The 22,021-nt window shown below is 72.2% G+C and carries 20 protein-coding genes; 9 read left to right on the top strand and 11 right to left on the bottom strand.

Annotation, left to right across the window (positions count from 1 at the left end; all coding sequences use genetic code 11):
- Window positions 1-263: 263 nt before the first annotated feature.
- Window positions 264-1,457: an aspartate aminotransferase family protein gene (locus tag VEB62_RS14960; protein ID WP_324801422.1), complete on the top strand. Its 1,194-nt coding sequence runs from the start codon at window positions 264-266 to the stop codon at window positions 1,455-1,457.
- Window positions 1,458-1,486: 29 nt separating this feature from the next.
- Entirely contained in the window at window positions 1,487-2,401 is a 915-nt protein-coding gene (argF, locus tag VEB62_RS14955; protein ID WP_324801419.1) for an ornithine carbamoyltransferase, read from the top strand.
- Between the two features lie 29 nt (window positions 2,402-2,430).
- On the opposite strand, the gene VEB62_RS14950 is transcribed toward argF, so the two are convergent.
- Both VEB62_RS14950 and VEB62_RS14945 read right to left on the bottom strand, forming a co-directional pair.
- Window positions 2,431-2,922 (bottom strand): pyridoxamine 5'-phosphate oxidase family protein, encoded by a 492-nt coding sequence (locus tag VEB62_RS14950; RefSeq protein WP_324801428.1) that lies wholly within the window; start codon window positions 2,920-2,922, stop codon window positions 2,431-2,433.
- Between the two features lie 74 nt (window positions 2,923-2,996).
- Window positions 2,997-3,203, bottom strand: coding sequence for a hypothetical protein (locus tag VEB62_RS14945; protein ID WP_324801416.1), 207 nt, complete (start codon window positions 3,201-3,203; stop codon window positions 2,997-2,999).
- A gap of 264 nt (window positions 3,204-3,467) precedes the next feature.
- Here VEB62_RS14945 and VEB62_RS14940 point away from each other — a divergent pair, with 264 nt between their 5' ends.
- From VEB62_RS14940 to VEB62_RS14930, 3 genes are all read left to right on the top strand, one after another.
- Window positions 3,468-6,254, top strand: coding sequence for an SEL1-like repeat protein (locus VEB62_RS14940; protein WP_324801413.1), 2,787 nt, complete (start codon window positions 3,468-3,470; stop codon window positions 6,252-6,254).
- A gap of 121 nt (window positions 6,255-6,375) precedes the next feature.
- Window positions 6,376-7,299 carry a sulfite exporter TauE/SafE family protein gene (locus tag VEB62_RS14935; protein ID WP_324801411.1) on the top strand — a complete coding sequence of 308 codons (924 nt, stop codon included), beginning with the start codon at window positions 6,376-6,378 and terminating at the stop codon, window positions 7,297-7,299.
- Window positions 7,296-8,105 (top strand): TIGR02186 family protein, encoded by an 810-nt coding sequence (locus VEB62_RS14930; RefSeq protein ID WP_324801408.1) that lies wholly within the window; start codon window positions 7,296-7,298, stop codon window positions 8,103-8,105. Before VEB62_RS14935 ends, VEB62_RS14930 begins: the two co-directional genes overlap by 4 nt.
- 20 nt (window positions 8,106-8,125) lie before the next feature.
- Here the strand turns inward: VEB62_RS14930 and hisC are convergent, their stop codons facing one another.
- From hisC to VEB62_RS14910, 4 genes are all read right to left on the bottom strand, one after another.
- On the bottom strand, window positions 8,126-9,217 hold the full coding sequence (hisC, locus tag VEB62_RS14925) for a histidinol-phosphate transaminase (protein ID WP_324801405.1): 1,092 nt from the start codon (window positions 9,215-9,217) through the stop codon (window positions 8,126-8,128).
- Window positions 9,218-9,231: 14 nt separating this feature from the next.
- Complete coding sequence (locus VEB62_RS14920) at window positions 9,232-9,915, bottom strand: hypothetical protein (protein ID WP_324801403.1); 684 nt, start codon at window positions 9,913-9,915, stop codon at window positions 9,232-9,234.
- On the bottom strand, window positions 9,915-10,964 hold the full coding sequence (locus tag VEB62_RS14915) for a DUF2125 domain-containing protein (protein WP_324801401.1): 1,050 nt from the start codon (window positions 10,962-10,964) through the stop codon (window positions 9,915-9,917). The genes VEB62_RS14920 and VEB62_RS14915 overlap by 1 nt, the downstream gene beginning before the upstream one ends.
- Before the next feature lie 88 nt (window positions 10,965-11,052).
- Window positions 11,053-13,911, bottom strand: a complete 2,859-nt coding sequence (locus VEB62_RS14910) for an ATP-dependent DNA helicase (RefSeq protein WP_324801399.1) — start codon at window positions 13,909-13,911, stop codon at window positions 11,053-11,055.
- A gap of 57 nt (window positions 13,912-13,968) precedes the next feature.
- On the opposite strand from VEB62_RS14910, the gene VEB62_RS14905 reads away from it, so the two are divergent.
- Complete coding sequence (locus tag VEB62_RS14905; RefSeq protein WP_324801396.1) at window positions 13,969-16,500, top strand: ligase-associated DNA damage response DEXH box helicase; 2,532 nt, start codon at window positions 13,969-13,971, stop codon at window positions 16,498-16,500.
- Complete coding sequence (gene pdeM / locus VEB62_RS14900; protein ID WP_324801392.1) at window positions 16,497-17,228, top strand: ligase-associated DNA damage response endonuclease PdeM; 732 nt, start codon at window positions 16,497-16,499, stop codon at window positions 17,226-17,228. Before VEB62_RS14905 ends, pdeM begins: the two co-directional genes overlap by 4 nt.
- Before the next feature lie 3 nt (window positions 17,229-17,231).
- On the opposite strand, the gene VEB62_RS14895 is transcribed toward pdeM, so the two are convergent.
- The 5 genes from VEB62_RS14895 to VEB62_RS14875 are packed head-to-tail and all read right to left on the bottom strand — an operon-like array spanning window position 17,232 to window position 20,352.
- Window positions 17,232-17,417 (bottom strand): DUF1737 domain-containing protein, encoded by a 186-nt coding sequence (locus VEB62_RS14895; protein ID WP_324801390.1) that lies wholly within the window; start codon window positions 17,415-17,417, stop codon window positions 17,232-17,234.
- Complete coding sequence (locus VEB62_RS14890) at window positions 17,398-18,129, bottom strand: lysophospholipid acyltransferase family protein (protein WP_324801387.1); 732 nt, start codon at window positions 18,127-18,129, stop codon at window positions 17,398-17,400. Before VEB62_RS14890 ends, VEB62_RS14895 begins: the two co-directional genes overlap by 20 nt.
- A 1-nt stretch (window position 18,130) precedes the next feature.
- Window positions 18,131-18,757 carry a YdcF family protein gene (locus VEB62_RS14885; RefSeq protein WP_324801384.1) on the bottom strand — a complete coding sequence of 209 codons (627 nt, stop codon included), beginning with the start codon at window positions 18,755-18,757 and terminating at the stop codon, window positions 18,131-18,133.
- Window positions 18,758-18,766: 9 nt separating this feature from the next.
- Window positions 18,767-19,645: a cell division protein FtsX gene (locus VEB62_RS14880; RefSeq protein ID WP_324801381.1), complete on the bottom strand. Its 879-nt coding sequence runs from the start codon at window positions 19,643-19,645 to the stop codon at window positions 18,767-18,769.
- Window positions 19,642-20,352 (bottom strand): cell division ATP-binding protein FtsE, encoded by a 711-nt coding sequence (locus tag VEB62_RS14875; protein WP_324801376.1) that lies wholly within the window; start codon window positions 20,350-20,352, stop codon window positions 19,642-19,644. The genes VEB62_RS14880 and VEB62_RS14875 overlap by 4 nt, the downstream gene beginning before the upstream one ends.
- Window positions 20,353-20,421: 69 nt before the next feature.
- On the opposite strand from VEB62_RS14875, the gene VEB62_RS14870 reads away from it, so the two are divergent.
- Entirely contained in the window at window positions 20,422-21,339 is a 918-nt protein-coding gene (locus VEB62_RS14870; protein ID WP_324801373.1) for an MJ0042-type zinc finger domain-containing protein, read from the top strand.
- Window positions 21,332-21,862 carry a phosphoribosyltransferase gene (locus VEB62_RS14865; RefSeq protein WP_324801370.1) on the top strand — a complete coding sequence of 177 codons (531 nt, stop codon included), beginning with the start codon at window positions 21,332-21,334 and terminating at the stop codon, window positions 21,860-21,862. The genes VEB62_RS14870 and VEB62_RS14865 overlap by 8 nt, the downstream gene beginning before the upstream one ends.
- The last annotated feature ends 159 nt before the right edge of the window (window positions 21,863-22,021 follow it).

Here is a 22,021-nt window from a genome sequence, read left to right as displayed (position 1 = left end):
CCGAGAAGGGCCGGCAATCGACGGGCGGGTGGAAAACGGCCACGCGGGGCGGTCACCTCGTCGAAACGGTAAAACACATTCAGCACCGGGCGAGGCCCGGCCGCCCCGCACCCTCCCCACACCGCTTCGCAGGAAGCGGCGCCGACCCTTGCCTGTGACGGTGTTGACTAACCCCGTCCTCCGTCCGACAAGGCCTGACCCTTTTTCAAGCGGTCCCGACGCTCTCCGGCGCCGGGGCCGTCTCGCTTTTGGAGGCCTGCCCCGTGTCCACTGAACATCTGATGGGTGTCTACAACCGCGCGCCGCTGGAGGTGGATCGTGGTCAGGGCGCGCGTCTGTGGGCCAAGGACGGCACGGAATACCTCGACTGCGTCATGGGCATCTCGACCAACGCCCTCGGCCACGCCCATCCGGTGCTGGTCCAGGCGGTCAAGGACCAGGCCGAAAAGCTCTGGCACGTCTCCAACATCTTCAAGATTCCCGGCCAGGAAGCGCTGGCCGACGCCCTGTGCGAGAAGAGCTTCGCCGACGTGGTCTTCTTCACCAACTCGGGCACCGAGGCGGTCGAGTGCGCCCTGAAGACGGCGCGGAAATACCACTCGGCCAAGGGCCAGCCCGAGCGGATCGACATCTACGGCTTCGACGGCTCGTTCCACGGCCGCACCTACGGCGCCATCAACGCCGCCGCCAACCCCAGCTACACCAACGGCTTCGGCCCGCCGATGGAGGGCTTCCACCAGCTGGTCTGGGGTGACCGCGAGGCGCTGGAGGCGGCGTTCCGCAGCCCGACCACCGCCGCCGTCATCCTCGAACCCGTGCAGGGCGAGGGCGGCTGCCGCGCCGCGCCGGACGAGGATCTGCGCTGGATGCGTCAGATGGCCGACGACAACGGCGTGCTGATCATCTTCGACGAGGTCCAGTGCGGCATGGGCCGGACCGGAAAGCTGTGGGCCCACGAATGGGCCGGCATGACGCCCGACATCATGGCCATCGCCAAGGCGCTGGGCGGCGGCTTCCCCATCGGCGCCTGCCTGGCCACGAAGGAAGCGGCCACGGGCATGACCGTCGGCGTGCACGGCTCGACCTTCGGCGGCAATCCGCTGGCCATGGCCGTCGGCCAGGCCGCCTTCGCGGAGATCTCGAAGCCCGCCACCCTGGCCCACGTCAACGAGATCGCCGGCTATCTGAAGCAGCAGCTGCACGGCCTCGCCCAGCGTTTCCCCGACATCATCGTCGACGTGCGCGGCAAGGGCCTGCTGATCGGGGTCAAACTGGTCCCCAACAACCGCGAATTCATGGGCTGGGCCCGCGACGCGCAGCAGCTGCTGGTCGCCGGCGGCGGCGACAACTGCGTCCGCATCCTGCCCCCGCTCAACCTGACCCTCGAAGAGGCGCGCGAGGCGGTCGAACGCTTCGAACGCACCTGCGAGGTCGCGCGCGGCAAGATCGCGGCCTGATAGGCCGGCCTGATAGATCGGAGGGACCGATGGTCCGCCACTTCCTCGACCTGTACCGCCTCGAAGCCGAAGAGCTTCGCGCCATCCTCGACGACGCCCACGCCCGCAAACGGGCGCGCGAGGGCTGGCCGCGGGGCCGCGTCGACGCCGACGCCCCGGCGAGGGACCGCGTCCTGGCCATGGTGTTCGAGAAGAACTCGACCCGCACCCGCTTCAGCTTCGACGCCGCCATCCGCCAGCTGGGCGGGGCCTCGATCATCGCCAACGCCGGCGACATGCAGCTGGGCCGCGGCGAGCCGGTCGAGGACACCGCCCGGGTCCTGTCGCGCATGGTCGATGCGGTGATGATCCGCGCCAACGACCACGAGGACGTCGAGCGCTTCGCCCGCGTCGCCACGGTGCCGGTGATCAACGGCCTGACCGACCGCTCGCACCCGTGCCAGATTCTCGCCGACATCATGACCATCGAGGAGGCCCGCGGTCCGATCGCCGGCAAGACCATCGCCTGGGTCGGCGACGGCAACAATGTCTGCCACAGCTTCATGCACGCGGCCCCGAAGCTGGGCTTCCACCTCAACGTCGCCTGTCCGGCCGACTACCACCCGGACCTGCACGACCTCGCCAAGGGCGGAAACCACGTCACCCTGACCGGCGATCCGCACGAGGCGGTGCGCGGCGCCGACGTGGTGGTCACCGACACCTGGGTGTCGATGGGCGACCAGGATTACGAGGCCCGGCTCGAGGCCTTCGAGGGTTACGGCGTCGATGACGCCCTGATGAACGCCGCCGCCGGCGACGCAGTCTTCCTGCACTGCTTGCCGGCCCACCGCGGCGAGGAGGTCACCGACGCGGTCATCGACGGCCCCCGTTCCCTTGTCTGGGACGAGGCCGAGAACCGTATCCACGCCCAGAAGGCCGTGCTGGCGTGGTGTTTCGCGGGCTGACGCCTTCGCCGGTCCCGGGCGCCGCGACGTCAGTGGAACCGGACGTCCGCCACCCCGCCCTCGTCCGGAAGCCGCTTCGTCAGCCGGGCCTTCGCGATCTCGTGGAAGAACCGGATCGGCCCCTTCTTCGAGACCCAGATGCGTCCGTCCTCGGGGTCGAAGCGCAGCAGGGTCAGGTGCGCGTCGTCCTTGCCGTCCGGATACCAGGCCGCCACGACGGAGTTCCAGTAGCGGTCGATCTTCTCCCGGTCGTGCGAGACCGACAGCGTGCCGTGGATCGAGGCCCAGACCTCCTGGTCTTTCGCCGAACTGTAGTCGAACCGGGCCGGCTGGTCGGGCAACGCCGCGTCCCGCGCCAGGTCGGTGTCGTCGCGGGTGAAGAACCAGATCGCCCCGCTGTCCTCGTCGCGGAAGGCGGTCATCGGCTGGCTGTGATAGCCGGGCTGGTCGAGGCCCAGCATGCCGACGGCGTGCTGGCCGAGATGGTCCCAGAACTCTTCCTCGGCCTCGGCGGCGGTCAGAACCCTGTCCGTCTGTCGCGTCTCCTGATCTTTCGGGGCTGGATCAGGAATGGCTCCGGCGAGGCGGCGGTTCCCTAATAGGGCCGCTGCGGCATGCCGAGCAGGACCGCCAGGTGGACGAGCAGCAGGAATACGACGGCGCCGGCCAGGATCATGACCAGCCGCCACGGGATCATCCGGACGCCGAGATGCGGCTGTGAGGGGCGCGACCCCCGCCAGCCGGCGAAGACGGCCAGGGCCAGGACGGCGACGGTCAGGGCGAGGGTCAGGGGCAGGCTCATCGCCGCCAAGTGGCCCGTGCGGCGCGCGCGCGCAAGCGTCGACGGGCGATCCCGGTGCAACCCTCGCTTTTGCGCTGACGGATCGGAGTTCTTTCCGAAGCGTTAATCTTCACCAGTCGTTAACGGATCGAAAGCGAGACTCCCAAGCAGGGTAAGGGCTTTCCACAGGAAGATGGGTCAAACCCTACATCTTGGGGTTAACCACGCGTTTACACCCCTGATCTGGATGGGTAGCGTCGAGTCACAAGGTCGGGAGGCGAATCAGTGAGCGCAGCCGCGCCGTGGAGCGTAAAGGGCATCGAGCCCAAGGCGCGCGAGATCGCCAAGGACCTCGCCCGCCGCTCCGGCATGACGCTGGGCGAGTGGCTGAACACCATGATCATGGAAGACGGCGGCGAGGAGGAGGGCGTGGTGCCCCTGCCGCGCCGGTCGCACGCGGCCGACAGCTATGAGCGCCGGTCGCGCAGCCGCCGCGTCGACGACGCCTATGGAGCCGCCGAAGAGCCGTGGCAGCGGCTGAGCGCCTCCATCGACACCATCGCGGCGCAGCTGGAGGCGGCCGAGCGTCGCTCGACCGTGGCCATCCAGGGCGTCGACCAGGCGGTTGCCGGCCTCGTCCGTCGTCTCGAGAGCCAGGACGAGGCGGGCCGGGCCTATGGCCGGCGCATCGACGACATCGCCGAGGACCTGCGCGACGGTCATCGCCGGCTGCGCAAGTTCGAACAGGAAATCGGCCCCAAGACCGCCGAGACTCTCGGCAAGGTCGAGGCCTCGCTGGGAGCGTTGGCCGGGCGGCTCTACGACATCGAGGAGCGCCAGCGCGGCAGCGTCAACGAACTGCGCCAGCGGATGGACGCGGTCGAGAAGGTCGCCGGTCCGGGCGCGGGCGCCGAACTGCTGGCCCAGGTCGGCCAGCGGCTGGACCAGGCCCAGAGCCGCACCACCGAGGCCCTGCGCGGCCTGGAACGGTCCTTCGCCGGTCTGGACCAGCGGCTGCGCGCCGCCGAGTCCCGTGTCGAACCGGAAGGCGTCCGCGAGGCCGCCCGCTTCGAAAAGCTGGCCGAGACCCTCAGCCGTCAGGTCGAGGCCAATCGCGCCGAGCTGATGCGCCGGATGGACACGGCCGAGAGTGAAGGCCGGATGGACCGCATCGAGCGCGCCCTCCTGTCGATCGGCGAACAGGTCAAGGCGTCCGAGGAGCGCTCGGCCAAGGCGGTGGAGGCCATGGGCCGCGAGGTCCTGCGCATCGCCCAGAACCTCAACAACCGCGTTGGCCAGATCGAGGCCGACGCCCCCGTGCGTCTGGAGCAGCTGGGCGAGACCCTGACCCGCAAGGTCGAGGCCGACATGGGCCGCTTCGCCCAGGGTCTGGAGCAGCGGCTGGTCGCCGCGGACGATCGCCACGCGCTCGCGCTCGAAAAGCTGGGCGGAGAGATCACCCGCATCTCCGACCGCCTGAGCGAGCGGATCGCCCTGTCCGAGCGCCGTTCGCAGCAGGCGCTGGAAGACATCAGCCGCCGTCTGGCGGACAGTTCGACCCGGATCGAGCAGCGCTACGATCGCGCCTCCGGCGAACTGGCCGAGCGCATGCGGCTGTCGGAGGAGCGCACCGCCGCCCTGATCGCCGAGACCCGGGAGACCATGGGGCGCCGCGCCGCGCCGGCCGCGCCTGCCGCGCCCGCCGAACCGGCCCAGCCGGACTGGCGCGCCGCCGCCTTCCCGGAGGCCGCCTTCCCCGAGGCGCCGTTCGCCGACGGTTTCGACGATCCGGTCTTCGCCGAGCAGCAGGCCTGGTCCGCCGATCTGGCTCCGCCCCCCGAGCCTGAACCTCCGGCCCGGGCCGGTCATCAGGTTCTGACCGCCGACACCGTCTTCGACGCCGTGATGCGCGGGCCCGCCGCCGACGCCGCGCCGTCGGCGCCGTTCGGCAGCCGCGCGCCGGAGCCTTCGCTGGCCGACGAGGTCGGGCCGGCGCCGCATGTCCCGGCCTTCACGCCTTCGCCGGCCCCCGCCGCGGCGCAGGCTCCGTTCGGCCAGGGCTTCGGCGGCGCCGACGTGTCCGATGCGCTGGCGGCGACGGCGCCTCGACCATTGGACGTCGGCCACGAGGACTTCGACGGGGAGACCGACTTCGTCGATCCGCGGGCGCTGCGCGCCGCGGCGGCCCAAGGCCGCGCTTCATCGACCCGCCAGGCCATCGACGCCGCCCGGGCCGCCATGTCGACGCCGGAAGAGCCGGCCGCCCGCTCCGGCTTCGGCCTGAAACGCGGCGGCAAGTCCATGCTGCAGGAGCGGCTGGACAAGCAGGCGGCCAAGGGCGGCGACACGGTCCGCAAGGCCCTGGGCGCGTCCGCGGTGGCCGTGCTGCTGACCGCCGGTGGCGCCTACGCCTTCGGCGAGTTGACCGGCGCCGGCCTGAACATTCCCGGCCTGGGCGGAATCGGAGGGGACAATGAGGTCCAGCCGATCGCGGCCCTGGCCGCGACCCCCGTCGAGGCGACGGCGCAAGACGGCGACCGGGGCGCCGACCTGTATCGGCGGGCGGTCGAACTGCTCGACGCCGACGATGCGACCGGCGTCGACGTGCTGAAACAGGCGGCCGACCTCGGCCACGCGCCCGCGCAACTGCATCTGGCCGGCCTCTACCAGGAGGGCGCCGCGGGTCTGGCGGCCAGCCCGCGCGAGGCGCGGGTGTGGGCGCGGCGGGCGGCCGACAGCGGCGACGCGCGCGGCATGCACGCCTACGGCATGTACCTGTTCGACGGCGTCGGCGGCGCCCAGGATCCCGCCGGGGCGCTGGGCTGGCTGCGCAAGGCGGCGGAGAGCGGTCTGGTCGACAGCCAGTTCAACGTCGCCAAATTGTACGAGACCGGCGACCAGGGCATCCAGCCGAACCTCGCCGAAGCCTACAAATGGTACCTGATCGCGGCGCGGGCCGGCGACACCGACGCCCAGACGGCGGTCGAGCGTCTGCGCGGGGACCTGCCTGCCTCGGCGCGGAGCTCCGCGCGGGCCGAGGCCGAGGCCTTCCAGGTCGAGCCGCTCGCCTGACGCGGGGTCCGTCCCGCCCTTATCTGGCGCATACGGTGGCGGTGGCCGCGGCATGCGTCTAGGAAACTCTCACCGTCGCCTTTCCGGCGCCTAGCCTCTGTTCCAGCCGAAGGCGCGTCCTTTGGATATCTATCTGCCGATCGCCGAGGTTTCGGTGAACTGGCCGCTCCTGGTTCTGCTGGGAGCGACGGTTGGATTCGTGTCCGGCCTGTTCGGCATCGGGGGCGGCTTCCTGATGGCCCCGATCCTGATCTTCCTCGGCATCCCCCCGGCGGTCGCGGTGGCCAGCCAGGCCAGCCACGTCGTGGCCTCCTCGACCTCCGGCGTGATCAGCTACACCAGCCAGAAGGCGGTCGACTACCGCATCGGCGGGGTCATGGCGGCCGGCGGCGTTCTCGGCGCCCTCCTCGGCGTCGAGCTGTTCCGCTACCTGCGCCTGCTGGGTCAGGCCGACCTCGCCGTGGCCCTGTCCTATCTGCTGTTCCTCGGCGCCATCGGCACGTTGATGCTCTACGAGAGCCTCGGCCAGATCCTGCGCCGGGTGCGGGGCGAGGTCGTGCCGCACAAGGAACGCCGCCGCCCGCTGTGGCTGTACGGCCTGCCGCTGCGGATGCGCTTCCCGCGCTCCGGCCTCTACATCAGCGCCATCCCGCCGTTCGCCCTCGGGACCTTCGCCGGCGTGCTGTCGGCGATCATGGGCGTGGGGGGCGGCTTCATCCTCGTCCCCGCCATGCTCTATGTGCTGCGGATGAAGGCCAGCGTGGTGGTCGGCACCAGCCTGTTCCAGATCATCATCACCACCGCCACGACCACCATCCTGCAGGCGGGCCGCAACCAGACGGTCGACATCGTCCTGTCGACCATCCTGCTGCTCGGCGGCGTGGTCGGGGCCCAGTACGGGGCCCGGTGGTCCGGACGGTTCCGGCCCGACGTCCTGCGGGCGCTTCTCGCCCTGATCGTCCTGCTGGTCGGCATCTACATGGGGCTGGAGATGTTCGTGCGTCCGTCGGACCTGTTCGCCTTCGCGCCCGGGGTGGCGAAATGATCGCCGCCCTGCCGCCTCCGCCGCCGGCCATCGTGGCCCCCGCGCCCGAACGATCGACGGCGACCACGGGACAGGTTCGCGTCGCCGCCTCGATGACGGAGGCCCGGGTCATGGTCGACTCCAGCTTCCGCGGCGCCTCGATCGTGCTGTACGGTGCCGTGTTCAATCCGACCGACACGCCCACCGACGTGGTGGTCGTGGTGCGCGGGCCGGACAGCCCCGTCCGCCTGGTCAAGAAGACCCGCAACATGGGCGTCTGGCTGAACAGCCGGCCCGTGCTGTTCGAGGGCGCGCCCGGCTTCTACATGACCGCCTCGACGCGGCCGCTGGGCGATATCGCCGACTTCGGGCAGTTGCGGCGGCTGGGCGTCGGGGTCGACCACCTGCGCATCAACGCGCCGCAGGAGAGCCGCACCGTCACCCGCTACGGCGTGCGGGACGTGGTCGTCAGCCGGCTGGGCGAGGACTATCTGGACTGGCGCCGCGCGGTCATCCGCCTGCGCGAGGAGGCGGCGCTGTACAATACCGATCCGGACGGGGTCGAGTTCGTCGACCGGGGCCTGTTCCGGGCCGAGATCGAACTGCCCGCCGTCGCGCCCACGGGCCAGTATTTCGCCGAGGTCTGGCTGTTCCAGGAGGGCGAGCCGGTCTCCGTCTCCAACCTGACCCTGACGGTCGAAAAGGTCGGAATCGAACGCGACATCTTCGAGTTCGCCCACAATCGCCCGTGGACCTACGGCGTGCTGTGCGTCCTGCTCGCGGCCTTCATGGGGCTGGTGGCCAGCCGGGTCTTCCGCCGCGGCTGAGCGAGCCGCCACGCCCGGCTTCAGCTGGCGGCGAATTCGCTCAGGGCGTCCAGCACCGCGCGGTTCTGGTCCTCGGTGCCGATGGTGATGCGCAGGCAGTCCGGCAGGCCGTAGCCGCCGACCGGCCGCACGATGATCCCCTTCGAGTTCAGGTAGTCGTTGGCGGCGGCGGCGGTGCGGGTCTCGTCGGTGAAGCGGACCAGCACGAAATTGCCGGCGCTGGGCAGGACGTCGAAGCCGAACCCGCGGATAGCCTGGGTCATGCGCGGCCGCCAGGCGTGGATCAGGTCGCGCGAGGCCTGCTGGTGCGCCTCGTCGCCGAGCGCGGCCACGGCCGCCTCGATGCCGGGCACCGAGACGTTGAACGGCAGACGGATGCGGTCGACCGCCTCGGCCACCTTCAGCGGCGCATAGCCGAAGCCGATGCGCAGGCCGCCGAGGCCGTGAATCTTCGAGAAGGTGCGGGTGACGACGATGTTCTCGCTGTCGCGCGCCAGGCCGAAGCTGGTCTCCCAGTCTGGCTCGGTGACGTATTCGGCATAGGCCTCGTCGATGACCAGCAGGATGTCCGGGCGCAGCCCCTCGTGCAGCTGGCGGATCTCCCCGGCGGTGTTGTAGCTGCCGGTCGGGTTCGACGGGCTGGAGACGTAGACGATGCGGGTACGCTCATCGACCTGCTCCAGCAGGGCCTCGGGCGTGGCCTTGAACCCGGGCTCCGGCGCCAGCTTGACCGCCGCCTGGTTGGCCAGGGCGCTGATCCGGTAGGCGAGGAAGCCGTACTGGCCGGTGACGATATTGTCGCCCGGGGTCAGGTAGCACTGGTTCAGCAGGGCGAAGACCTCGTCCGAGCCGTTGCCGAAGATCAGCCGGTCGGGCTCCAGCCCGTGATGATCCGCGACCGCCGTGCGCAGCTTGGTCGCCCGCCCGTCGGGGTAGATGTGGATGTTGCGGACCGCCGCCTCATAGGCCTCGCGCGCCATCTGCCCGGCCCCGAGCATGTTCTCGTTGGACGACAGCTTCATCGGCTCGGCCACGCCCTCGATGCGCGACTTGCCGCCGACATAGGGGGCGATGTCGAGGATGCCGGGCTTGGGCGCGGGTGCGTCGGTCATGGAAGTCCTCGAAATCAGAATACGGGCGCGGCGCCGATGACGCCTTTGAGAGAGCCGGGCGCATCCCCGAGCCGCCCGTCCCGGGCCTGCACATAGCCCGCCAGGGCGAACAGCTTCAACCCGCCCGCCTCGATCAGCGGACTGGCGGCCAGCCCTGCGGCGCCGAGCGCGGCGACGATCCGGTCCGCAGACAGCGGACTGTCGGTCACCCAGAACGTCCGGTCGTCGCCCGTCGGGCCGGACGGACCCCGCTCGACCATCAGGGCGCGCGGCTGGCCGGCGCCGTGGTCGGGCAGGGCGGCGGTGACGCACAGTTCCGGCTCGGCCAGCAGCCGGCCCCACCAGGCCGAGGCCGGGGTCAGGTCCATCACGGCCCGGGCGCCGTCCCGCGCGGCCGCCAGCGCCGCCTCGGGCTTCGCCGCCATGCGGGCGACGAGGCCGTAGCGATCCGCCGCCAGCACCTGGCTGGCCGGGCCCCAGACGATCAGCGGCGCGCCGTGGGCGGCGTCGATCCGCCCCAGCACCGAGCGGACGGCGGCGACCTCCGATGGCGACAGGTCCTTCAGCACCTCCCGCAAGGCGATGGCGTCGGCGTCGGGCGTGGCGCGCGGCCCGCCCGCCATCCGGGCCCGCACCGCCTCGACCAGCGCGCGGTCCTGCGCCAGCCGCGCCGGGTCCTCGGGAGGTTCGGCCAGCATCAGAACAGCTTCGGCGCCGGCGCCAGGGCGAACGGCCCCAGCCAGGTGCGGCCGTCGCGGAAGCGCAGGACCAACTCCATCGGCCGGTCGCCCTGGGCGCTGGCCGCGGCGGCCGCGCCCGCGGCGGCGACCCGGTTGACCGCCCCGGACCGGGAGCCCGCCAGCCCGGCCATGGCCTCCCCGGGCCGTTCGGCGGTCAGGGCCAGTTGCCCCTCCAGTCGGCCGTCCGCGCGCGCCGACAGCGCGTCGCTGGAGATGCGGGCGCTGCTCTCCCCGGCCAGCAGACGCCCCCTCACGCCCGTGAAGCGGCCGTCGGCGGCGGTCCAGTTGGCGAACACCCCGGCGCTGTCGACGCCGCGCAGCCGGCTGGCCTGCTCGATGGTCGCCTCGATCTCCATGCTCAGCCGGCCCGAGCGGGCCGCGCCCTCGACCGGACCGCCCGGGCGGCCGCGGGCCTCGATCAGGCGGAACAGCACATCGAGCTCATCGGTCGCCGCCACGCCGTCGGTCAGATGCGGCCGCATCTCGAACTGGACGTGCTCGGCCGAGGCGATCGGGAAGGGTTCGGCGTCCGGTCTCGGCGTGAAGGTCGGCCGGATCAGCTCGGCCCGCAGGTCGGGGAAGCGGTCGCGCAAATGGCTGACGCTCATCCGGGCGCCGTCGCCGCCGATGTCGATCCGGCCCTTGCCGGCGCGGCTCAGGGTCAGGCCGTCGGGCGCGATGACCACCCAGTGTCCCGGGTTCCAGGCGTTGGCCTCGGCCACCAGTTCGGGGGCCGAGACGCCGTGTCCGGACGGCGCGACGATCTCCGCCGCCGGAAAGGCCACGCGGGTCCGGAACGGCCAGCCGCCCACCGAGACGGGCTGGTGCGAGACGCGCCAGCCGGCTTCGCTGAGCGCCTGCTCGTGCACCGCCAGCCGGGTCTCGATCTGATCCGCCAGCCAGAACCACCAGCCGGTCCATGCGGCCAGCAGCACGCCGACGATGGCGAACGGGACGACCAGGCCGCGGCGGGAGTGGCGGGGCGGGGTCTGCGCGGCGTCGGTCATCAAGGCTCCGTCAGTGCAGCGCTCAACTGGCGCGAAGCGCGGTAGCGTCACTAGCCGCGCTCAAGTAGCGCGAAGCGCGGTAGCGTCACTAGCCAAGAAACGCGCCAACCTGCTCGACGGCTTCCGCCAGTCCCATGCGCTGCACCTCGGTCCCCGGCGGCAGGCTGGCGAACAGCCGGGTGGGACAGGCGGCGTCCAGCATCACGAACACCCCCCTGTCGTCGGCCCGCCGGATCAGCCGCCCGAACGCCTGGGCCATCCGCGCCCGCGCCAGGGCGTCGTCGAAATTGCGTCCGCCCGCCCCCTCGCCGCCGAACCGCGCCCTCCGCGCCTTGTGCAGCAGGTCGGGCCGCGGCCACGGCACCCGGTCGAAGGCGAGGATGCGCAGGCTCCGCCCCGGCACGTCGACCCCGTCCCGCACCGCGTCGGTGCCCAGCAGGCAGCTGTCCTGCTCGGCCCGGAACACGTCGACCAGCGCGCCCACTTCCAGCGGATCGACATGCTGGGCGTAGAGCGGCAGGCCGGCCCTGGCCAGATCCGGCCCCAGCCGCTCATAGACCGCCTTCAGCCGGCGGATGGCGGTGAACAGGCCCAGCCCGCCGCCGCCCGCGGCGAGGAACAGTTCGCGCATCGCCGCCGCCGTCTGGCGCGTATCGTCCTTGATCAGATCGTTGACGACGATGACCCGGGCGTTGGCGGCGTAGTCGAAGGGACTCTCGACCTTCAGCGTCCGCGCCGGCTCGATCAGCCGCGCCGAACCGGTGCGCAGCCGGGCCATGTCGAACGGATCGTCCGACAACGGATCGGACAGGGTGGCCGAGGTGACCAGCACCCCGTGCGCCGGCATGATCACCGCCGCCTCCAGCGGCACGGTCGGGTCGATCCAGTGCCGGCGCAGCGCCACGTCCATGATCCGCCCGAACGCCGCCTCCGCCGACAGCCAGTCCACGAAGTCCGGGTCCGGCTCGTCGGACGAGACCTCCAGCGCCGCCAGCATCGAGCGCCAGCCCGGCAGGGTCATCCGCGCCCGCCGGTCCAGCCCGCGCAGCGCCCCCTCGATCCGCGCCCGCGACGCCCCGTCCAGATCGGCCGCCTCGTCGTCGAGGATGTCCTCCAGATGCCGCGACAGGGCCAGCAGCGGCGCCTCGACGGCGGCCAGCGCCTGCGCCGCCTCGCGCGCCGTCTCCAATACCGGATCGGTCACCGGCCGCAGGGCGCACTCCATGCCGAACTCCGTCCCACTGCCCGAGGCGTTCTCGCTGGTCCGGGCCCGCAGCTGCTCCAGCGCCGCCAGCAGGAAGCGCTCGATCGGCCCCACCGGATTGACCTCGCCCGAGGCCGGCGCGATCCGGCCCGACACCCCTTCTCCGGGCAGCTGGGCAGCGGCCCGCACCGCGTCCTGCAGCGCCTTGGTCGCGGCCTCGTTGCCGGCGCACAGGTCGCCCAGCCGCTGCTCCAGCCCGCGCCCGCGCCGTCCGCGCCCCTCCGGCCCGCGCAGCCAGCGGCGCAGCTCGGCGGCCTCCTGTCCCGAAAGGCAGGCCGAGAAGGCGCTGTCCGCCGCATCGAACAGATGGTGGCCCTCGTCGAACACGATCCGCTTCAGCGCCGCCGTCTCGCCGTCCTGCTTCAGCCCCCGCGCCGACCGCGCCCCGTCGAAGGCCGCCTGGGTCATCACCAGCGCGTGGTTGGCCACCACCAGATCGGCCCGGCGGCTGGCGCGGATGGTCTTCTCGACGAAACAGGTGCGGTAGTGGGGACAGGCGGCGTGGACGCATTCGCCGCGCCGGTCGACCAGATTGGCGGCGCTGGCCTGATGGCTGGTCCCCACCGCGAACAGCCCCGGCAGCCAGCCCGGATAGTCGCCGCCGGTCATGTCGCCGTCGCGCGTATGCAGCGCCCAGCGGCTGGCCAGGGCCATGCCGATCAGGTCGCCGTTGCCCAGCTGCGCCGCCTGCACCATGTCCTGCAGGTTCAGCAGGCACAGGTAGTTTTCGCGCCCCTTGCGCACCACGGTCTTGCGCTTGCGCTCGACCGGGTCCGGCCACAGGGCGGCGCTCTCGCGATCGATCTGGCGCTGCAGGGCGCGGGTATAGGTCGACACCCATGCCGCCCCCGAATTGCGCTCGGCCCACAGGCTGGCCGGCGCCAGATAGCCCAGGGTCTTGCCGGTGCCCGTGCCCGCCTCGGCCAGCAGCACGCGCGGCCGCCCCTCCTCGTTGCGGGGCGAGAAGGCGAAGGCCGCCTCGGCGGCGTAGTCGGACTGCGTCGGCCGGGTCTCGTCGAGGCCCGAGGCCTGCAGCAGCTTCTCCAGCCGGATGCGCGCGCTCTCGGAATCCACCGGCGCCGACCCGGCCTCGCCGCGCGGCGCCTCGTCCTCCCATTCCGCCAGCCGCGACCAGGCGTCGAGGCCCGAGCCGCGCAGGTTCCGCTCGCGAACCGGCTGGTGCTGCAGCGCGCCGAGCACCCGCCATCCCCACGCCCATCCGGCCCGTCCCAGCGTCTCGGCCAGGGTGAAGGCGTCCTCGCGGTTCGGATAGGCCGGCTCCGCCAGCTCGCGCAGCAGCCCGTCCGCCGCGCGTCGCAGCGCCTCGGCCTGCGCCTCCGCCCCCTTCGGCTCGCTCATGCCCATGGCCAGCGCCAGTCCGCTCGGCGAGGGCGCGCAGAACCGCGCCGGCCGCACGAAGGCGAACAGCTCCAGCACGTCCAGCAGGTCGGTCGACCGCGGCGGCGGCGCCAGCCCCAGCCGCCGCGCCGTCAGGCTGGCGTGCGCCACCAGCACCTGGCCGGTGGTGAACACCCCCTCGGCCGCGCCCCGCCCGATCTTGCGCGCGCCCTCGTCGTCGCAGATCGCGCCCGCGCCCGGCGGCACGGCCAGCGCCGGCGGCAGCGCGAGCCACGGCTCGGCGCCGGTCAGGGCGGCGGAGGAGGAGAGGGTGGAGATGGACACGCCTCCAGATAGCGCGTCGGGGCGTGAAACGGAACGGGAACATGCTATAGGCGGATCGTGACGCCGCCGCCCGCTCCCGCAACGCTTCCGCCGCTGTTCGCCGACTGGTTCGCCAGCCGCGGCTGGGCCCCGCGCCGGCACCAGCTGGAGATGATCGCGGCGGCGCAGGCCGGCTCGCACGCCCTGCTGGTCGCGCCCACCGGCGGCGGCAAGACCCTGGCTGGGTTCCTGCCGTCGCTGGTCGAACTGGCGGAGCGGGGACCAAAGCCGGCGACCGGGCCGGGCTCGGGCGTCCACACCCTTTACCTGTCGCCGCTCAAGGCCCTGACCACCGACGTCGAGCGCAACCTGATGACCCCGATCCGCGAGATCGGGCTGAACATCCACGTCGAGAGCCGCACCGGCGATACCAAACAGTCCAAGCGTCAGCGCCAGCGCGACTTCCCGCCCGACATCCTGCTGACAACCCCCGAGCAGCTGGCCCTGTTCTGCGCCTGGGACGGCGCGAGGTCGTATTTCGCCGACCTGAAATGCGTGGTGCTGGACGAGGTCCACGCCATCTGGAGCGGCAAGCGCGGGGATCTGCTGAGCCTCGGGCTGGGCCGGTTGCAGAAGTATGCGCCCGCCATGCGCCGCGTGGCCCTGTCGGCCACCGTCGATGATCCGGAGATGATCGCGGACTGGCTTCGCCCCGGTCTTCCTTCTCCCCCAGGGGGAGAAGGAAGCGTGGTGATCGTAAAGGGCGACCCCGGCGCCCCGCCGGTGGTCGACGTCCTCGTCTCCGGGGGCAAGGTCCCGTGGGCGGGCCACACCGGGCAGCACGCCATTCCCGAGGTCTACGACGCCATCCGCCGCGCCGGCATGAGCCTGATCTTCGTCAACACCCGCTGGCAGGCCGAGTTCGTGTTCCAGCGGCTGTGGGCCATCAACGAGGACAGCCTGCCGATCGCCCTGCACCACGGCTCGCTGGCGGCCGAGCAGCGCCGCAAGGTCGAGGCCGCCATGGCGCGGGGCGACCTCCGGGCCGTGGTCTGCACCTCGACCCTCGATCTCGGCATCGACTGGGGCGACGTCGACCTGGTCATCCAGCTCGCGGCCCCCAAGGGCGCTTCCCGGCTGGTGCAGCGCATCGGCCGCGCCAACCATCGCCTCGACGAGCCCTCGCGCGCCCTGATGGTCCCCGCCAGCCGCTTCGAGATGCTGGAATGCCAGGCCGCCCGCGAGGCCGTGGCCGAGAACGCCTTCGACTGGGAGCCGGTCCACACCGGCACCCTCGACACCCTCGCCCAGCACGTCATGGGCTGCGCCTGCTCCGAGCCGTTCGCGATGGAGGACCTGTTCGCCGAGGTGACCGGCTGCGGCCCCTACCGCGGCCTGACCTGGGAGCAGTTCGAGGAGGTGGTCGATCTGGTCGCCACCGGCGGCTACGCCCTGCGCACCTATGAGCGGTTCGCCCGCATCGTCCGGGACGGCAAGGGCCGCTGGAAGGTGCGCAATCAGCAGACCGCCCAGCGCCACCGCATGAACGTCGGCGCCATCGTGACGGCCGCGACGCTCAACGTCCGCGTCGCCTCCCGCCGCGGCCAGCGCCTCATGGGCGGCCGCAAGGTCGGCGAGGCCGAGGAAAGCTATTTCGAGCCGATGGTCCCCGGCGACACCTTCGTCTTCGCCGGCCAGGTCTGGGCCTTCCAGGCCATCGCCGGCATGGACGCCCTGGTCACCCACGCCCAGCACAGCGACCCGAAGATCCCGTCCTGGGGTGGATCAAAGTTCCCCATGTCGCGCTCGCTGGCCGACCGGGTCCGGGCCATGATCCAGGACCGCGACCACTGGCGCGTCCTGCCCCCCGACGTGCAGGAGTGGCTGGCGCTGCAGGAGGACAAGTCGGCCATCCCCGACGCGGAAACCCTGCTGGTCGAGACCTTCCCGCGCGGCAGCCGGCATTTCCTCGTCGCCTATCCGTTCGCCGGCGGGCTGGCCCACGGCACCCTGTGCATGCTGCTGACCCGGCGGCTGGACCGGCTCGGCGTCGGCCCGCTCGGCTTCGTCTGCACCGACTATTCCCTGGCCATCTGGTCGATCCGGCCGATGGACGACCTCGACCTCGACGCCCTGTTCGAGCCCGACATGCTCGGCGACGATCTGGAGAGCTGGCTGGAGGAGAGCTTCATGATGAAGCGCAGCTTCCGCAATTGCGCCCTGATCTCGGGCTTGATCGAGAAGCGCCAGCCGGGGAACGAGAAGACCGGCCGGCAGGTGACCTTCTCGACGGATCTGATCTACGACGTGTTGCGCCGCCACCAGCCCGACCACCTGCTGCTCAAGACGGCCCGCGCCGACGCCGCCGCCGGCCTGCTCGACGTGGCGCGCCTCGGTCAGCTGCTCGAGCGGATCCACGGCCATATCCGGCTGGTCCGGCTCGAACGCCCCTCGCCCTTCTGCGTCCCGGTGCTGGTCCAGATCGGCCGTGAGCGGGTCGGCGGCGGCCAGGCGGCCGAGATGATCCTCGATGCCTCGGCCTATGGTTTCGACGAGGCCGACCTGATCGCCGAGGTCATGGGCGAGGCCCCGGCGGAGGCCGCGCAATGAACGCCGCCCTGCGCCAGGCCCTGTCCCCCGCCCGCTGCCCCAGCGGCGGCCTGCGCGTCCACATCGAGGGCGAGCCCTGCGTGCTGCGCTGCTCCGGCGCCCTGTGGGTGCTCAACCACCGCACCCTGATCGCCGCCGACCTCCACCTCGAAAAGGGCTCGGCCTTCGCCGCCCGCGGCCAGATGCTGCCCCCCTACGACAGCCGCGCCACCCTCGACCGGCTCGAGGCCGAGATCGACGCCCTGCGGCCGGCGGCGGTGGTCCTGCTCGGCGACAGCTTCCACGACTCGAAATCGGTCGGCCGCATGGCCCCCGACGACAAGGCCCGGCTCGACCGTCTGGCGACGGGCCGCGACTGGATCTGGCTGGAGGGCAACCACGACATCGCCGCCCTGGCCGGCAGCCTCGACACGCTCGTGGGGGAGGTGGTGGAATCCATGGCGCTGGGCTCGCTGCGCCTGACCCACGAGCCCCGGCCCGGCGTCCGCCCCGGCGAGATCGCCGGCCACCTCCACCCCGCCGCCCGCGTCGCCGCCTACGGACGCGGCGTCCGCCGTCCCTGTTTCGTCACCGACGGCCGCCGGGCCGTCCTGCCCGCCTTCGGCGCCTTCACCGGCGGCCTGGATGTGCGCGACCCGGCCATCGCGGGCCTGTTCGCCGAGCCCCCGCTCGCCGCCGCCCTCGGCCGCGACCGCGTCCACGCCCTGCCGTGGGAGACGCTGCGCTAGGGCTCAGTCGGCCGGCCAGAGCACGGCCTGGGCCACGATCACCCGCTCGCCGTCGAAGGTCAGGCCCGGCCCGCCGTGCAGTCGGTAGCCCAGATCCAGCATCTCGCTGACCCGGTGGCAGAAGCCGGCGTCGTCCGGTCCGGTCAGGACCCGGTAGCGGGGCAGGCCGTCAGGCGGGGAGGCGGGCACGGCGTTCCTCCGTCAGCAGGGCGTCCGACGCCCCCTCGATCCGCTCTTCCAGCTGGCTCATGAACTCCGCCCGCTTCAGCCCCGCCGGGATCGCCGGCAGGAATTCATAGACCACCGTCCCCGGATGCCGCCGGAACCCGTGCGCCGGCCAGTGCACCCCCGAGTTGGTGGCCATCGGCACGCAGGGGCAGTCCAGATCGCGGTACAGAGCCGCGATGCCGGGCTTGTAGTCCGGGGCCGCCCCCACCGGCGTGCGCGTGCCCTCCGGGAAGATCAGGATCTGCCGCCCCTCGGCGAACCGCGTCCGCGCCTGTTTGACCATCTCCTTCAGCGCCTTCGAATGGGCCGAGCGGTCGACCGCGATCATCCCCGTCTTCCACGCGAACCAGCCGAAGAAGGGCAGGGGCCGCAGCTCCTTCTTCATGATGAAACAGTTGTCCGGAAGGATGGCGAACGGGGCGATGACGTCGAGCATGCCCTGGTGCTTGCCGGCGATCAGGGCGGCGCCCTCGGGACGGTGCTCCAGCCCCCGGAACTCGACCTTCACCCCGACGATCCAGCGCAGGCCGAACAGCACGAACCGCGACCAGTTGCGGATCACCCACATGGCCTGCCGGTAGGGCATCAGCAGCGCCGGCGACAGGCCGACGGCGAACAGGGCCATCGACAGATAGAGCCACAGCACGAAAACGAGCGAGCGCAGGGTGGTCACGTCAGGCGGCCTTCTCGACGGGCGCGTCGGCCCCGGCCGCCGGCTCATAGGCGCCGCCGCCCACCAGGGCGCGGCCGAGGGCGGCGAGATACTTCATATACTCCAGCGTCATCCGCCGCGCCGCCGTCGCCGCCCGCCACCAGCGCGAATCATCCAGCGACGGCGTCTCCACGGCATAGGGCGTCAGCTCCAGCGCCGGCGACGCCGCCCGGATCTCCGTCAGGGCCCGCGGCATATGGTAGTCGGAGGTCACCACGATCAGGCTGTCATAGCCCTTGGCGTCGGCCCAGGCGGCGATCTCCTGGGCGTTGCCGACGGTGTCCTCGGCCTCGAAGCCCAGGTCGACGCAGCAGTTGAACAGCTTGTTCGACCCCGGCGTCAGGGCGCGCAGCTCCTGGCGGCGGACCTCGCGGTTGACGCCCGAGATCAGCACCCGCTGGCCCTTGTCCTGCTCGAGCAGGCGGATGGCGGCGTTGACCCGTTCGGCCGACGGGCCGGTCAGGGCCACGATGGCGTCGGCGCGCGCGGGCTCGGCCGCGGGCGTGAAGCCGCGCACCCGCTCGGCGAAGGCGAACAGGCCCACCAGCCAGATCAGGACGATGATGGCGATGAAGGTGAGAAACTTCATGGCGTTAACTTAACCACCGCCCCGCAAACGCGCCAGCGCGGTCATCCGCGCCGCAACAAGCGCCACCGTAGCGGCCAGCAGGGGGCATGGCGAGAGCATCAGCACGTCGCTCCACGCCAGGGGCAGGGCGGGGGTGACGCCGTCCGCGCCGCCGAGGGCCCTCAGCCCGGCCACGAGCGCCATGGCCACGGCCGTTCCGGCCGTCGCGGCTCCCGCGGCCAGCAGGCCGTAGCGGGTCTGGTACAGGCCGGCGATGCGTCCGTCCGGGGCGCCGTTCAGGCTCAGGGTCTCGATCAGGGTCCGCTGGGCCGCCATCCCGGCCCGGGTGGCGTAGACGATCGCCAGCCCCGCCGCGCCGGCGGTGAGCAGGAAGGCGGCGCCGGCGAGGGCGGTGATCAGGGCGGCGGCGCGCTCGACCTCGCGCCGCCACAGGCTGTGATCGTCCACGGCGGCGTCGACGCCGGCCTCGGCGAGGGCGCGGCTCAGGGTCACGGCGCTGGCCGGCGCCTCGCGCTCGAGGCGCACGGTGACGAGGTGGGGCAGGGGCAGGTCGGCCAGGACGGCGTCCCCGACCCAGGGTCGCAACAGGGCCTCGGCCGTTTCGCGGTCCATGGCGGCCGCCTCCTCGACGCCCGTGACGCCGGCCAGGGTCTGGGCGGCGCGTGCGGCGGCCTCGGCGCCGGTTTCGCCGACCCGCGGCCGGACCAGCACCGTCGCCTCGCCGCGCAGTTGCCGCGCCCAGCCGTGCGCCGCCCGGTCCGCCGCGAGGGCTCCGACCGCCGACAGGCAGGCGAGGCAGCACAGCACCGCGATGACCGCGGCCAGCCACGGATCCCCGCCGTCGCGCGGCAGAATCCCGGCGTGGCGCGATGTCAGCCAGCGGATCACGCCCCGTCTCCGGTCAGTCGTCCGCCCTCGAGCCGCAGCACCGCCGCCCCGGCCCGCCCCGCCAGCGCCTCGTCGCGGCTGGCGATCAGCACCGTCGCGCCGAGCCGGTTCAGCGACTGGAACAGTTTCAGCAGCCGCTCGCCCATCACCGCGTCGACGCTGCCGGTCGGCTCGTCGGCGAGGATAAGGTCCGGGCGGTTGACCACGGCGCGGGCGATGGCCAGCCGCTGCTTCTCGCCGCCCGACAAGGCCGGCGGCCGGTCGTCGATGCGGTCGCCGAGGCCGACCCAGTCCAGCATCTCCGCGACGTCGGCGGCGTAGGCGTCCCGCTTCAGACCCGCCAGCCGCAGCGGCAGGGCCACGTTGTCGAAGGCGGACAGATGGTCCAGCAGCCGGAGATCCTGGAACACCACCCCCATGCGCCGTCGGAAGCCGGGCAGGGCGGACCGGGGGGCGGTCCCGGCGTCGTCGCCGAACAATTCCAGACGCCCGGCGCCCGGGCGCGCCTCCAGCGTCAGCAGCTTCAGCAGCGCCGACTTTCCGGCTCCCGACGGGGCGGTAAGGAAGTGGAAAGAGCCGGCGGGCAATATGAGGTTAACGTCCCTCAGCACGCTTGGGCCGTCCGCATAGCCGAAATCCACGCCCGAGAGGCGGACGGTGTCGGTCGCGGAGGCGGTCAAGGCGGCGCGGCGGGGCTGAACGGGCATCGATTTTGGGTCAGGACGCGGCCGTGAAGCCGCGACGGGAGGGGGCGGAACGCCTCTCAGTCAGCACACATGATACTGACCTGCCCGTCCTGCGCCACCAGCTATTTCACGCCTGACGAGGCGATCGGCCCCGCCGGCCGCACGGTGCGCTGCAAGAGTTGCAAACACACCTGGCGCGCCATGCTGGAGGAGCCGCTGGAGTTGTCGGTTTCGCCGCCGGGGCTCGAGCCCTCCAGCGTCGCCCGCCGCGAGGACTCGCCCGAAGCGCCGGAGTCGCTGGCGGAGACCCGGGCGCCCGAACTGCCCCGCGCCTTCCGCGCCCGCGCCGAACAGCAGCGCCGCCTGCGCCGCGCCGCGACCCACGGGGCGATCTGGGCGGGCATCGCGTCGTGCTTCGCGGCCCTCCTGGGCGCCGCCTGGCTGTTCCGGGTCGAGGTGGTCGAAATCGCCCCCCGCACCGCCGCCGCCTATGCCGCCGTCGGCCTGACCGTGAACCCGACCGGCCTCGAGTTCGAGGCGATCTCGGCCCGCGCCGCGCCCAACGATCCCGGCAAGGTGCTGGTCTCGGGCGCGCTCAGGAATGTCCGCGACGAGGAGCGGATCGCGCCGCCGGTGCGCGTCGCCCTGCTGGACCGCCAGGGGGCCGAGATCGGCCACGCCGTGGTGCGCATCGACGCCGCCCCGGTCCTGCCCGGCAAGGTCCAGGGGTTCGCCGCGACGATCGCCGATCCCGGCGGCAAGGGCGAGGGCGTGGGCGTGGCCTTCGTGCTGGACGCTGCCGCGCCGGCCCCTTCCGCGCCGCTGCGCGCCGCCGCGCCCGCGGTCCGGCGGCCGCTGCCCACCGCCGACGCCGTCGGCCTGCGTCCCGCCCTTTCGCCCGGCCCCGCCGCGCCGCTCGACATGCAGCCGATCGACGCCGTGCCCGTCGCCGCGCCCGGGGCTATCGACTCGCAAGGGCTCGAGGCGGTATCCGCCTCGCATGGCTGACACCCCCCGACCCTCCGTCCTGCTGCCCGAAGCGGAGGTCGCGCGCATCGTCGCCGACCTGGCCGGTCAGATCGCCCCCGTCATCGACGACGAGACCGTGGCCGCGGTGCTGCTGACCGGCGGTCTGTGGTTCGCCGCCGACCTGACCCGCGCCCTGTCCCGGATCGGACGCAACGTCCGTTTCGACGCCCTGTGGCTGGCCTCCTACGGCGACGAACAGTCCAGCCGCGGCAAGATCGATGTCTATGCGCCCTTCCAGCGCCCGATCGCGGGCAGGAAGGTCCTGATCATCGACGACGTCTTCGACACCGGCCTGTCGCTGGCCGAGGCCGTGCGGATCGCGACCGGGGCGGGGGCGTCCGAGGTCCTGACGGTGGTCTTCGCCAAGAAGCCCTGGCCGCTGCCGCGCGCGCCCGAGCCGGACTTCGTCGGCTGGGAGGCGCCCAACCGCTTCCTCGTCGGCTACGGCCTCGACCACGCCGGCGCCCTGCGCGGCCTGCCGGATATCTGCGCCCTGGATTGAGCGCGGCGGCGTCACTCCCGTCTCCCCCGGAGGGGAGAAGGAAGGCCTGACGCTGTGCTGGCAATCCGCGGATTTATAGTCGGGTTCAGCCAAAAATATCCCGGCTGATCAACGCCCTGGCCTTTTCCCGATCCGATCTTCCCGCCGGGGGAAGCGGGC

It is taken from the genome of Brevundimonas sp. (genome assembly GCF_035626975.1).
Classification (GTDB): domain Bacteria; phylum Pseudomonadota; class Alphaproteobacteria; order Caulobacterales; family Caulobacteraceae; genus Brevundimonas.
The sequence above is the reverse complement of the archived record's forward strand: the minus strand, read 5'-3'. Positions and strand labels throughout refer to the sequence as shown.

What these genes read in the sequence shown, in the direction of transcription:
- pdeM (WP_324801392.1), top strand. Translation starts at nt 16,497, where the DNA reads ATGAACGCCGCCCTGCGCCAGGCCCTGTCCCCCGCCCGCTGCCCCAGC.
- argF (WP_324801419.1), top strand. Translation starts at nt 1,487, where the DNA reads ATGGTCCGCCACTTCCTCGACCTGTACCGCCTCGAAGCCGAAGAGCTT.
- VEB62_RS14875 (WP_324801376.1), bottom strand. Translation starts at nt 20,352, where the DNA reads ATGCCCGTTCAGCCCCGCCGCGCCGCCTTGACCGCCTCCGCGACCGAC.
- VEB62_RS14945 (WP_324801416.1), bottom strand. Translation starts at nt 3,203, where the DNA reads ATGAGCCTGCCCCTGACCCTCGCCCTGACCGTCGCCGTCCTGGCCCTG.
- VEB62_RS14930 (WP_324801408.1), top strand. Translation starts at nt 7,296, where the DNA reads ATGATCGCCGCCCTGCCGCCTCCGCCGCCGGCCATCGTGGCCCCCGCG.
- VEB62_RS14920 (WP_324801403.1), bottom strand. Translation starts at nt 9,915, where the DNA reads ATGCTGGCCGAACCTCCCGAGGACCCGGCGCGGCTGGCGCAGGACCGC.
- VEB62_RS14870 (WP_324801373.1), top strand. Translation starts at nt 20,422, where the DNA reads ATGATACTGACCTGCCCGTCCTGCGCCACCAGCTATTTCACGCCTGAC.
- hisC (WP_324801405.1), bottom strand. Translation starts at nt 9,217, where the DNA reads ATGACCGACGCACCCGCGCCCAAGCCCGGCATCCTCGACATCGCCCCC.
- VEB62_RS14885 (WP_324801384.1), bottom strand. Translation starts at nt 18,757, where the DNA reads ATGAAGTTTCTCACCTTCATCGCCATCATCGTCCTGATCTGGCTGGTG.
- VEB62_RS14915 (WP_324801401.1), bottom strand. Translation starts at nt 10,964, where the DNA reads ATGACCGACGCCGCGCAGACCCCGCCCCGCCACTCCCGCCGCGGCCTG.
- VEB62_RS14865 (WP_324801370.1), top strand. Translation starts at nt 21,332, where the DNA reads ATGGCTGACACCCCCCGACCCTCCGTCCTGCTGCCCGAAGCGGAGGTC.